Source organism: Marinobacter lipolyticus (assembly GCF_018424605.1).
In the GTDB taxonomy this organism is placed as follows: domain Bacteria; phylum Pseudomonadota; class Gammaproteobacteria; order Pseudomonadales; family Oleiphilaceae; genus Marinobacter; species Marinobacter lipolyticus_B.
In genome coordinates, this window is the sequence record NZ_QTKT01000002.1 from 369,490 (window position 1) to 382,022 (window position 12,533).

The window sequence follows — 12,533 nt, forward strand, 5'->3', positions numbered from 1 at the left end:
ACCGGCTTTTCCGACTGAAAACAAAAAGTGAACCGCCAGTCAGTTTTTTAGCGGCTTTCAGGGTTGTCTGCTAATTTGTGATTACGAGTCAGGTTTTGGCTCGGTCATAACAATCACAATGGATGCAGGACTATGAAAACGTTATTACCCAATCTGATGAGTCTGGGGACTGGCGCTGTGCGGCCAATCTGCCTGGCACTTGCTGGAAGCTTTGTTCTCTCGGGGTGTTTTGATGGAGGAAGTTCATCGTCGTCTGGAGATTCCGTCAACGAACAGCTGTTTCCGGCCGATGGTAAATTCGCTGCAGATATTCGCAGGACAACCAACGGCATACCCCATGTGAAGGCCGATAATCTTGCTTCGGCGGCGTTTGGGCATGGCTACGCCCAGGCCCAGGATAATGTGTGTGTGCTGGCTGAGGCGATTGTTAAAGCCAGGAGCGAGAGAGCCAAATATTTCGGCTCTGGACCTGATACAGCATTTGGTGTCGGACTAAATATAGTCAATGACTTCAGCTATAAAGCACAGAAGATATACAGTGGGGCCGAAGTTGAGTTTCCCACACTGACTGAAGAGAGCCGCGCGCTGATCGAGGGCTTCACGGCTGGCTACAACCTTTACGTGACCGAAACCGCTCCGGGTGACCTGCCCGAAGAGTGCAGGGATCAGGAATGGGTAAAAACAATCACTCCGGTTGATCTTTTGGCCCATTACAGAATAGTTGGTCAGTACGCCAGTGGCGCCCAGTTTGCGACGGGAGCGGTTTTCCTGGCCGTGCCTCCGGGTGAAAGCCCTGCTCCATTAGCGGTTTCTGCGGTTTCCAATACAGAGCAGGTTGAGAATCTACGTAAAGCCGTTATCGCGACGGCTGAAGCCAACGCCAGGGCCGTTCAGGATTTTACGGATACCGGACTCGCCAGTAACGCTTGGGGTATCGGCGGAACGATGACCGAGCAGGGGCGCGGGGCCCTCTTGGCGAACCCGCACTTCCCCTACACTGGACACCGGCGTCTTTACGAAGTGCAGATGACCGTCCCGGGGTATTTGAATGTCCATGGTGCTGGTTTGCTTGGCACGGCAATACCACTGATCAATTTCAATGAAAACCTGGCTTGGTCACACACTGTGACGACAAGCCGACGGTTTACATGGTATGAGCTGACCCTCAAAACGGGAGATGACCTTACCTATATAAAAGATGGTGTCGAAAAGCCCATCGAAGTTGAGACTTACCAAATCGAAGTAAAAATGCCTGGTATGTCAGAGCCGCTGGTGCTGGAGCGGGACTTCTACTTTTCTGAGTATGGTCCGATGATTGCCGCCAACGCGGTTAATGATCAGTTGCCGGCCTGGGGTGGTAATGGAGCACTGAATCCAACCGGATCGGTGGCGATGACGTATCGCGATGCCAACGCCAATACAGGCGGCTTGTTGGATACCTGGCTGCAAATGAGTCGGGCGACCAACCTATCTGAGTTCCAGGATGTGTTCAGGAACTGCGGCTCCACACTCTGGACGAATACCACATACGCGGATGACCAGGGCAACGCGTTCTATATCGACAGCAGCTCTGTGCCAAACCTGTCTGAAAAGGCGATTGCGCTTGTCAATTTCAGGCGATTCGGCAGCGCTTCCTACGCCGGATTGTTCGATCAGGGCGTCACGCTTCTTGACGGCAGCCAATCCATAGAAGACTGGGTTGAAACCTCTTGTGGCCCGCTGGTGCCGTACAGTGATAAACCCAAACTGGTTCGTACCGACTGGGTTCAAAATTCTAACAGCAGTCACTGGGCGACCAACCCCGATGCGTTTCTGACTGGCTACTCCCCGTTGTTTGGAGAGGAAAAAGCTCCGATCAATGCCCGTACCCGGCTGGGTATCAAGATGCTTCAGAACCCGCTTGAGCCTGGTGTTCCTGCTGCGCCACTTCCCGCTGGTCAGGATGGTAAATTCAACGCAGAAGAGCTTCTGGGAGTCATCTGGAATAACCGTGCGTGGTACGCGGAACAGTTTCTTCCTGAATTGTTAGAGCGTTGCGACGCAATTGGCGCTACCGCTGTGAATGGTCAGGATCTCTCATCCTGGTGTCAGTCACTGCAAAATTGGGATGGCCTGTACAACCTCGATAGTGTGGGTGCCCACATTTTCAGGGTGTTCATGGCGAATTATCTGGATGACGTGGATACAGACCTGACCCAGCCGTTCAATCCGTCTGACCCGGTAGGTACCCCGGCCAGTCCCTCCGCAGAAAATGGCGGCACGCCCGACGACACAATGCTGCTTGCACTGGCTGCGGGTGTTGAGTCGCTTGTTTCGCAGGGAATTACGCCTACAGCCGCTCTGGGAGATCTACAGTACTACCGCGCCTCAGGTGGAGTAGTGCCGGGCTCTGAAGATGCCCCGGTATTCCAGACCGCTGAAATCCCCTGGCATGGAGGAGATGGTTCAATCGACGGCGCATTCAACGCAATTGGCGTCGTGAATGACCAGTTTGCTGAGGACACTCGCTTCCCACGAATTGCTCCTTCAACCATAGACAATACCGCTGGGCTCTCCGATGGTAGCAACAGTATCGACGGTTGGTTAATGGCGAGGGGCACTAGCTGGCATTTCGGACTGGAGTTCACTGATAACGGGCCAGAAGCTTATGGTCTGGTCAGTTACTCACAATCGACGGACGCGATGTCTCCCTATTTCAGCGACCAGAGCGAGGCTTATTCTAACAAGGTGATCCGTAAGCTTCTGTTCACTGAAGAAGAGATCGAAGCGAATCTCCTTCCTCAAGGGAGAACGGTGATAACTCAATAGTCATGAGGCTCAGATTAAATAGCAATACGTTATACAGTGAAGCAAGGCTGGCGATACCATATCGCCGGCCTTTTTAGTTTTTGCTTTGCGGCTGATGGGACTTCGCGATTAGACAAAACTAGACTATTAAATTATGTCAAAAACGCAGGCATCAGAACAAGATTTCGTGCCACCGGAGAGGCTCGCAGCCCGCATTGCGCCGCCTATCGGGGTGTCGGTGTCTACGATGTCACGACCTTCATCAGCCTCCGACAACAAGTTATCGCCGGTATCAAGGTCTATCTGAGATATAAGAGGCTCTGTGCACCTTAGCGGGAACGATAACGCATCGCCCAGCAGGTTGGCGTTGGCTTCTTTCGGCACGGTTGTGTCTCCGGCTGTTTCCATAGTCAGGATTGTGTGGGGAAACGACGCAGCGGGCAGTGATGGTGCCGAGCCGATGTAGCAAGAAGCCGGCGGGCAGGGTAAAGCTATGGCGCCTTCGATGAGATCGGTACGAACTAAGATGGTGTGACCACTGAAGACGACGTAAGTATATACGGAACAGTTGCGGCGGCATCCGCGATGCAGGCAGGATCTGCTCGGTACAACCGAGACATGATAATGGAGCAGGATTGGGACAGCGATGGCTGGCTTACTCAGGATGAGTTTGAGCGTTGTAGTAAGTGAAGTTGGGGTTGAATGACGAAATTTATTGAGAACGGTTCAAGAAAAAGCCCCGAATTCTGAATTGCCCTCCAAAGGTTGGATAATGAATCCAGACTGGTGGGCTTTTCAATATATCGGGGCTTGCTTGTTAAAAAGAGGGGTGAATGTCACCCCCCTTCCTGTTTAACTCTCAGTTATTCAGCTTCGTCCTGATCCAGAGCGTTCACTAATGTGTCGCTTGAACCCAATACTGTCAAATCCGCATTCGTGTCAGTTGTCGCCAGAACCGGAGCTCCGTTGATTGCCAGTATGGTCTGACGAACCATCTCTGAGAAAGCCGAGATGGTGTTGGTCCCACCTGGGCACTGAAGATCTTCAGGGTTAGCCGGTGTGGCTGGTCCCACAAACGTGCCATGGTTAGCATCTGCGCACGGGTTGGCACCTTCGAAGAAGGAAGCTGCCGGCAATACACCCTGATTAGCCGCCGATCCTGTTTGTACTAGACTCAGGCCAGAGCCATCAGCCAGAGTTCCACCATCAGCGCCGAGATCGATCAAGGCCATTAATGGCTCAGTTGATGCCAGAGGGGCAGAGAAGGCATCTCCCAAAGGATTGACGTTTGCTTCGTTTGGCACAGTCGTATCTCCAACAACTTCACTGATCAGTATATTGGTCGTGGAGCCGCCGAGAGCTTCAGCGAAGTTAACCGGGTCGGTCGCGTCAACAACAGATTGGAACACGTAAAAGAAACTCTCGAAGTTTGCAGAGCCTTGGCTCACGTCTGCCTCTTCCAAACCACCAAGTATCGGGGTTGAAAACGCTGGTGAGTTTTCGATGAGTCGAGTTACCTGTCCCCCAGTGTTATGCAACACTACGGTCGAAAGCGTTGGAAAAGTAAATGGAAGTCCAGCCGCAGAGTAGGTACCGTTGAGCGTAGCATTCAATGTTGGGTCATTGGCTAGTGAAGCAAAGGTCGTTCCTGAAATGCCTCCCAGTGAGTGGCCCACGAAGTGCACCGGCAGGGTGGCAAGTCCGCCAGTGCTGGCCGGCCCTGAAATCCCCATCGTTTGCACGGAAGCGGCTACGTTCAATAGATCGACAACGCCTTGGCGCAGATTGTCACGATTGTTGAGCATATTCGCTGGGTTAATAAACAAGCTGCCTGATGCTACATCGGCCAGATCCGCTGAAACCGGTTGCTGTTGGGCATTAGCCGTGTAGTTGAAGTGACGCTCACCAATGTAATCTGCATTGATTAGTGCTTCAAGTTGGGCATCAAGATTGGGGTTTCCGGTGCCGCCGCCGTCAAGAATCGCATTAATCTCAGCTGAAAGCGCGGCTTCTGACAGAGGTGTTAAGCCTGGAACTCTCCCTGCCGTTTCGCCTGCTAAACCGTGCAGAGGCTGGTCGATTGCAATTACTACTTGGCAAGCTTGAGCCGCAAGTAATATACCAGGGAGCATCGCTACACTGCGATCAACGGTAATACCATGCTGGAAGATTGTTACGCCTGTGGGTCCGCCAGCGCATAAGGGATTGCCTGCTGTAGGTTGGAACGCCACTACTGGAACTGTAGTGGTGGCTTTCTGCTCCGGGAATGGAAAATAACCATTCACGTTCAGTGTCCCGTCGATGTCTCTCAGGAAGCGGAAGGTATCAACGCCTGGCTCAAGCGACTCACTCAAATCTGCTTCAAGGCTAGTGCTACCCTCGAAGCTGCCAGTTGAAATGCCAGTGCCGTCTGAGCCAGGGAGCGATTGAAAATAGGGTAATGCGATAGCTCCCTGTGAAACCTCAACCAGACCCGCGGCACCAACTATTGGATTGCTAGGATTCTGTGCTGCGAGCCCTTGAATCGTTGCCAAGTCACTTGCCGAGGTAGGAGTTCTGAAATATGAGGGCCGCGGCACCGGCAGGTGCAAAGAGTCACCGACTTCAGCGGTAATCGCAGCTTCGATATTTGCAGGTGTTGTAATTGCCTGGAGCTCACCAAGTCTGGTGATAGCGGCGATTTCGGCTGCGGGCAAGGTAGTTATGTCGAGGTCGCCACTTCCGACAGCAGCAGCTTTTTCGCCAAGTTCTGACAGTTTGGCCGTCAATTGAGAAAAGTTCAGAGCAGGGAAATTATCCCTGACGGCCTTCAACTGGGCTGTAAAGCCGACTTTTTGGCCAAGAGCCGTACCGAATGCGGCTGGTGCCATCATGGCTTCCAGAACATCGGTATCTGAATTCGTCGTGAACGAGTAGGACAGAGCAGATTCAGACCCCGTTCCCATTGCCGTCAGGAAGCCATTACCAAGAGCGTCTAGACTCTGGAGCAGAGTTTTCACGTTACCTAAAGCAGGGTTGCCTAAGGTGCCATCGGCCAGAGCAACATCCTGCACTGCACGGTCAATAGGTTTGCCATTGGCGCCGCTTACATCGTCACTAACAACAACGAGGTATTTCTGGCCTTCCAATAAGGGTTCAAGGGGTACAACACGGATAGCGTTGTTGGTGCCACCATCGAGGCTGACAACATCGGCCCTGAAGTTGGGCTGCAAATTCGGGTCAAGCTCGAATGGGTCTGCAGGGTCAATGCCGCTGGGATTGGTATTGGGCAACGCTTCAGGTGCCGACTCAATTGCCGGAGGAACCTTAAGCGGTACCAGAAAAACGGTAGCGTTTGCCATCACCGACTCAGGATTCAGCTCACCGTCAAACTTGAGACTGAATGCACCAGAGGTGGAAAAGCCCGACAGCCGGTTTACGGCATCATCAGCTGGCGTGTCGCCGGTTGAGAGGCCGGTGAAGTCATAGTTAGCACTCTGGGTGGCACCGAGTAGCAGGATCAGGTCCGAATTGATTGGGAACTGTGGTTCTGCAGCGAGGGGGTTCGGGTTATAAATAGGGCGAACCAAGCTTGTATCGATCGTGGTATCGGTGATCTTATAATCCGGATTCGCATTCTTCCCTGAACTAGCGCTATCAAAGCACCCCGTCAGCCCAAGGGAAGACGCCACGGCAAGACTTATTAGAGTTTTCTTGAACATGGGTGTGGAACCTTTTCCTGTTGTTGTGTCGTTATGGTCGGCCAGTGACGGGGCCGGTCTGGTCCGGTAAACCCTGTGTCAGAGGCCTGTGTTGCTAATTCTGTTGTCTGAAATTGTAGCCAGCGCTTCTGTGCCAATTTCTGTAACTCTGACTATAGCGACAGTATGGCAACAGTTGATCAGCCGAAAGTGTGATTCTGGCGTTTCGTAGCCTTCCCGCACGGTTGGAGATTGGCCTGAATGAAAAATAGTTGCCGCTTAGGCGTTTGTCGAGTTTCCCCTGGGCGCTCAATGGAACTTTGAGAAGTCCGGTTGGCGCTTCTCCATGAAGGCCCGGAACGCTTCGGCGGCTTCCGGGGATTTCAGGCGTTCCGCGAACCGTTCGCCTTCGGCCAGCATGGTGTTCTTCAGCTCGTCCAGGGTGGGGCGGTTTAGCAGTTCCTTGGTGGCGCGAAGCGCAGCCGGTGCCTGGGCGTTCAGTTGGTTGCAGGCGTCGAGAGCGGCCATTTCGGTGTTGGCCGGTTCGCAGACCCGATTGATCAGCCCCAGCCGGTGGGCATCGTCTGCGGTGAAGGCTCCGCCAAGCATCAGCAGCTCGGCGGCACGCACCCGCCCGAGCCACGACGGCAGCAGCAGGCTGGAGCCACCTTCCGGGCACAGGCCCAGGTTGGCGAAAGGCATCTGGAAGCGGGTGTTGTTGCCGGCAAACACCAGATCACAGTGCAACAGCATGGTGGTGCCGATGCCGACCGCGGGGCCGTTGACGGCCGCGACCACCGGTTTGCTGGCGGAGGCCAGCAGAAACAGGAAGCGCCCGACCGGGGTTTCCTGGAAGTCGCCGGGCAGCCCGGCGGCAAAATCGCCAAGGTCGTTGCCAGCGGTGAAGCAGTCTTCGCTGCCGGTAAACAGGACGCAACGGATGTCAGCATCCTCGTGCGCCTGATCAACCGCATCACCCAGAGCGGTGTACATGGCGTGGGTGAGGGCGTTTTTGCGTTCCGGCCGGTTAATGCGCACAAGCAGAATGTGGTCCTGCTTTTCGGTGAGGATGTGAGCGGTCATGGCGTCTCCCGTTTTTGTTGTTCATTTGATTAGGATGATACCTTTTTCCAATCTTCGTCGCATGCCCCGCTCGGGTGGTTTCTGGTAAACTCCGTCTTCTTTTATATTCCAGCTAAAAATCAACACTGATGAGATGCCTATGACCACCGTAATCCGCCAGGACGACCTGATCGAGAGCGTAGCGGACGCGCTGCAGTTCATTTCCTACTACCACCCGAAAGATTTCATTCAGGCTGTGTATGAGGCCTATCAGAAGGAAGAGTCCCAGGCGGCCAAGGATGCCATGGCGCAGATCCTGATCAACTCGCGCATGTGTGCCCAGGGCAAGCGGCCGATCTGTCAGGATACCGGTATCGTCACCGTGTTCGTGACCATCGGCATGGACGTGCAGTGGGATGCAGACATGGCGCTGGACGACATCATTAATGAAGGCGTTCGCCGTGCATACACCCACGCAGACAACGTGCTCCGTGCGTCGGTGCTGGCCGATCCGGACGGCAAGCGGGCCAACACCAAGGACAACACCCCGGCAGTGATCCACTACAAGATGGTGCCGGGGAACACCGTGGACGTCCACGTGGCGGCCAAGGGCGGCGGTTCTGAAGCCAAATCCAAGTTCGCCATGCTGAACCCGTCCGACTCGGTGGTCGACTGGGTGCTGAAAATGGTGCCGCAGATGGGTGCCGGCTGGTGTCCGCCTGGCATGCTGGGCATTGGTATTGGCGGCACCGCCGAAAAGGCAATGGAGCTGGCCAAGGAATCCCTGCTCGACCCGATCGATATTCACGACCTGCAGGCCCGTGGTGCGTCCAACCGCTCCGAGGAGCTGCGTCTTGAGCTGTTCGAGAAGGTCAACGAGCTGGGTATTGGCGCTCAGGGCCTCGGCGGTCTGACCACCGTGCTGGATGTGAAAGTGAAAGATTACCCCACCCACGCGGCCAACAAGCCGGTGGCGATCATCCCCAACTGCGCCGCCACCCGCCACGCACACTTTGTACTGGATGGCTCCGGCCCCTCACTGCAAACCCCGCCGAGCCTGGAAGACTGGCCGGAAATCACCTGGGAAGTGGGTGACAGTGTGCGTCGTGTAAACCTGGATACGGTCACTCCAGAAGACGTCAAAGACTGGAAGCCCGGCGAAACCGTACTGCTGTCCGGCAAGATGCTGACCGGCCGTGACGCCGCCCACAAGAAGATGGTGGACATGATCGAGCGCGGCGAAGAGCTGCCGGTGGATCTGAAAGGCCGCTTCATTTATTACGTGGGCCCGGTGGACCCGGTGCGTGAGGAAGTGGTTGGTCCCGCAGGCCCCACTACCGCCACCCGCATGGACAAGTTCACCCGCACCATGCTCGAGAAAACCGGCCTGACCGGCATGATCGGCAAGGCGGAGCGTGGTCAGGTCGCGATTGACGCCATTCGAGAATTCGGCGCGGTGTACCTGATGGCCGTCGGCGGCTCAGCCTATCTGGTGTCCAAGGCCATCAAGCACGCGGAAGTGGTCGCGTTCGAAGAGCTGGGAATGGAAGCCATCTACGAGTTCGAGGTGGAAGACATGCCGGTGACCGTGGCGGTGGACTCCAAAGGCTCCTCCGTTCACCAGACCGGCCCGGCGGAATGGCACGACAAGATCATTGCCGCCAAGGCCGTTTAAGGCTGACCGGTTGTTCTTGCTGAGCCTCAGGAAGAACAGCTGATGCTGAGGTGCTTCCCCCAGTCCGGGGGAAGCGCCGCATACCCCTCGAATTCCGGCTGTTCGTCGAACGGCTTCTGCAACACCGTCAGTAATTCCTTCAGCGGTTCATAATCCCCATTCTGTGCGTCCTGAAACACCCGCTGGGCCAGGTAGTTACGAAGGATGTATTTGGGGTTCACCTTGCGCATGGTAAATTCACGCTCATCATGGGCACGGGTTTCTGTCTGCAGGCGCTGTTGGTAACGCTCTAGCCATTGGTCCGCCACGCTGCGATCCACGAACAGGTCCCGGATCGGTGCTGTGCCGTGGCTGTGCAGGTTGGAGAGCCCGCGGAAGAATCGGGTGTAATCCACGTGGTGCTCGTGCAGCATGCTGAAGGTGTCCATGATCAACGACAGATCGGATTCGTCCTCCTGTACCAGTCCAAGCTTGTCCCTCATGTTCTGCAGGAAGCGGCCGTTGTAGGCGGTTTCGTAACGGCGCATGCCCCGGCGCACGTCGTCTTCGTTCATGATCGGCAACAGCGCGTTGGCCAGATACTGGCAGTTCACGAAGCCGACGTTGGGCTGGCGGTTGTAGGCGTAACGGCCGCCCTGGTCGGTGTGGTTGCAGATGTAGCCGGCGTCGAAATCGTCCAGAAAGGCGTAGGGACCATAATCAAAGGTGTCCCCGATGATCGACATATTGTCGCTGTTCATCACCCCGTGGCAGAAGCCGACCGCCTGCCAGTCGGCGATCAGCCTTGCGGTGCGCTCGACCACTTCCTCAAACCAGCGGGCGTAGCGTTCCTGCTGGGGTAATTCGATCAGGTGAGGGAAGTGCAGGGCGATGACGTGCTCGGTGAGGGTCCGCAATGCGGCCTCACCCTCATGGTGGGCGGCAAACTCGAAATGGCCGAAGCGGATGTGGCTCTCGGCCACCCGCACCAGCGCGGCAGCCGTTTCAATCGACTCCCGGCGCACCGGGTCGCGGGCGCTGACCATGAACAGGGCGCGGGTGGAGGGAATGCCAAGGCCCGCCATGGCTTCGCTACACAGGTATTCGCGGATGGTGGAACGCAGCACGGCGCGGCCATCCCCGAAGCGGGAGTAAGGTGTGGTGCCGGCGCCTTTCAGGTGCCAGTCCCAGCGGCGGCCATCCGGCCCGACCGTCTCCCACAGCAGCAGGCCGCGACCATCGCCCAGGTCCGGGTTGTACATGCCAAACTGGTGGCCGGTGTACTTCATCGCCAACGGGTCCATACCCTCCAGCAATTCGGTGCCTGCACCAACGCCGGTCCATTCCTCCGGCTTCTCGCTGTGAAAACCCATTTCGCTGGCCAGCGCGTGGTTGAAACACACCATGCGGGCGTCCTTCAGGGGCGTTGGCTGCACCCGGGTGTAGAAGCTGTCCGGAAGTTCCAGGTAGCGATGTTCTACGGTGAAACCGTTATGACTCATGTAACGCCTATACTCCCATTGGTACAAAACATGCTGTTTTCTTGATACCACTTTGTGCGCAGGATTCCATACGTGATTGACCAACCACTTCTGAAAACCGTGCAGGCACTCATTGCTCAGGAGGCTTTACCTCAATCCTACGTGAACACCGTGGAGCAGACCATTTTGCCGCTGGCGGAATACGTGATCGACTTGCGACGCAACCGGCAGGGCCCGGTGATTGTCGGGCTCCACGGCGCCCAGGGAACAGGAAAGTCTACGCTGGTGCTGTTCCTGAAACGCCTGCTGCAGGAACACTTCCATTGCCGCACTGCCAGTTTGTCGCTGGATGATCTCTACCTCACCCGGGCGGAGCGGGAGCAGTTGGCTGACCGCGTTCACCCGCTGTTGGTCACCCGTGGCGTGCCGGGAACCCACGATGTGGATCTGGGGCAGCAGGTGGTGGACCGACTGCTGGTCGCCAAAAAAGACGAGTGTGTGTCGTTACCGGCGTTTGATAAAGCCACCGATGACCGGCAGCCGGAGGACCGGTGGCCGGTGTTCGACGGCCCTGCCGATGTGGTGCTGCTGGAGGGATGGTGCCTGGGCGCAGTGCCGGTGGAGGACGCCGGTGAACTGGCAAATCCGGTTAACGCGCTGGAGTTGGCTGAAGACCCGGACGGAGTATGGCGGGAGTACGTCAACGAGTGTCTGCGCAGCCGCTATCGGGTGTTTTTTGACCGAATAGACGTGCTGATCATGTTGAAAGCACCATCCATGGAGTGCGTGCTCGAGTGGCGCACACTTCAGGAGCACAAGTTGGCAGCTCGTCATGGGGGTGCACCAAAAGAGGGCGAAGCGGCGAAGCCGGTACGGATCATGTCGGACGATGAGGTGGCCCGCTTCATCATGCATTACGAGCGCATCACCCGCCGCTGCCTGGCAGAGATGCCGTCGCGGGCGGATGCAGTGATCGACGTTGCCGAGGATCACTGCCTCGGCCGGCCGGTGTTCAAAAAACGGTGAGCCCGATGAGCCGAGGAGACTGCAACGCCATGGATAAGCCCCGCCTGCTGTTGTTCACCGATCTTGACGGTACTCTGCTGGACCATGACACCTATGACTGGCGTGCCGCTGAGCCAGCGCTGGAGCGGCTTCAACAGGCCGGGATTCCGGTAATTCTCAATTCCAGCAAAACGGCTCCGGAGATCAGAGCCGTGCGAACCAGCATGAACAATGGTGACCCTTTCATTGTCGAAAACGGTGCAGCGGTGGTCCTCCCGGCGAACTGTTTTGGCCCGGGTGATGAGCGGGTGGTGAATTTTGGGGCACCCCGCGCCCGGGTACTGGACGTCCTGAACGGCCTCCGGGAGAGTGGTTTCCGCTTTCTGGGCTTTGCGGACATGACCGCCACGGAACTGGCGGCGGAGACGGGCCTGCCCGTGGCGTCTGCCGAGCTGGCAAAGGAACGGGCCGGAACGGAGCCGCTGCTCTGGCGGGGCAGTGATGATGAGCTGACGGCTTTCACGGAGCATCTGGCGGCTGAAGACCTGCGCCTGGTGCAGGGCGGACGGTTCTTTCACGCCATGGGCCGCTTCGACAAGGCCGATGGGGTCCGTTTCTTGCTGGGTAAATACCGGGAGCAGGCGGGGGATCGGCCTTTGGTAACCATCGGTCTTGGCGACAGCCCCAACGATCAGCGAATGCTGGAATCCGTGAACATTCCGGTGATTATCCGCGGCGCTCAGTCTGATCAGGTGCAACTGACCTCCGATCGCCACGCCATGCGCTCCCTCAAGCCCGGCCCGGCAGGCTGGAACGATTGCGTACTCAACATCCTCCTTGAGTACGGTTACTGAACCTTCCATT

7 protein-coding genes are annotated in these 12,533 nt (G+C 56.5%); 4 read left to right on the plus strand and 3 right to left on the minus strand.

Features of this window, described 5'->3' with window-relative positions:
* The first annotated feature begins 132 nt into the window (after positions 1-132).
* Complete coding sequence (locus DYI22_RS04115) at positions 133-2,808, plus strand: penicillin acylase family protein (RefSeq protein ID WP_213476761.1); 2,676 nt, start codon at positions 133-135, stop codon at positions 2,806-2,808.
* Positions 2,809-3,650: 842 nt separating this feature from the next.
* Here DYI22_RS04115 and DYI22_RS04120 read toward each other — a convergent pair.
* The gene (locus DYI22_RS04120) at positions 3,651-6,488 is read right to left on the minus strand and encodes an MECDP-synthase (RefSeq protein ID WP_213476762.1); all 2,838 of its coding nucleotides are present in this window, start codon (positions 6,486-6,488) and stop codon (positions 3,651-3,653) included.
* Between the two features lie 288 nt (positions 6,489-6,776).
* Positions 6,777-7,550 (minus strand): enoyl-CoA hydratase, encoded by a 774-nt coding sequence (locus tag DYI22_RS04125; RefSeq protein WP_213476763.1) that lies wholly within the window; start codon positions 7,548-7,550, stop codon positions 6,777-6,779.
* Between the two features lie 139 nt (positions 7,551-7,689).
* Here DYI22_RS04125 and DYI22_RS04130 point away from each other — a divergent pair, with 139 nt between their 5' ends.
* Positions 7,690-9,204: a fumarate hydratase gene (locus tag DYI22_RS04130; protein WP_213476764.1), complete on the plus strand. Its 1,515-nt coding sequence runs from the start codon at positions 7,690-7,692 to the stop codon at positions 9,202-9,204.
* Positions 9,205-9,230: 26 nt separating this feature from the next.
* Here DYI22_RS04130 and DYI22_RS04135 read toward each other — a convergent pair whose 3' ends face one another.
* Positions 9,231-10,685, minus strand: a complete 1,455-nt coding sequence (locus tag DYI22_RS04135) for a protein adenylyltransferase SelO (RefSeq protein ID WP_213476765.1) — start codon at positions 10,683-10,685, stop codon at positions 9,231-9,233.
* 72 nt (positions 10,686-10,757) lie between these two features.
* On the opposite strand from DYI22_RS04135, the gene DYI22_RS04140 reads away from it, so the two are divergent.
* Positions 10,758-11,690, plus strand: coding sequence for a hypothetical protein (locus tag DYI22_RS04140; protein ID WP_323132869.1), 933 nt, complete (start codon positions 10,758-10,760; stop codon positions 11,688-11,690).
* 29 nt (positions 11,691-11,719) lie between these two features.
* Entirely contained in the window at positions 11,720-12,523 is an 804-nt protein-coding gene (locus tag DYI22_RS04145) for an HAD-IIB family hydrolase (RefSeq protein WP_213476767.1), read from the plus strand.
* Positions 12,524-12,533 lie beyond the last annotated feature (10 nt).

Excerpts from the sequence above, each read along its gene's own strand:
- DYI22_RS04115 (WP_213476761.1), top strand. The coding sequence starts at position 133 with ATGAAAACGTTATTACCCAATCTGATGAGTCTGGGGACTGGCGCTGTG.
- DYI22_RS04130 (WP_213476764.1), top strand. The coding sequence starts at position 7,690 with ATGACCACCGTAATCCGCCAGGACGACCTGATCGAGAGCGTAGCGGAC.
- DYI22_RS04135 (WP_213476765.1), bottom strand. The coding sequence starts at position 10,685 with ATGAGTCATAACGGTTTCACCGTAGAACATCGCTACCTGGAACTTCCG.
- DYI22_RS04120 (WP_213476762.1), bottom strand. The coding sequence starts at position 6,488 with ATGTTCAAGAAAACTCTAATAAGTCTTGCCGTGGCGTCTTCCCTTGGG.
- DYI22_RS04145 (WP_213476767.1), top strand. The coding sequence starts at position 11,720 with ATGGATAAGCCCCGCCTGCTGTTGTTCACCGATCTTGACGGTACTCTG.
- DYI22_RS04125 (WP_213476763.1), bottom strand. The coding sequence starts at position 7,550 with ATGACCGCTCACATCCTCACCGAAAAGCAGGACCACATTCTGCTTGTG.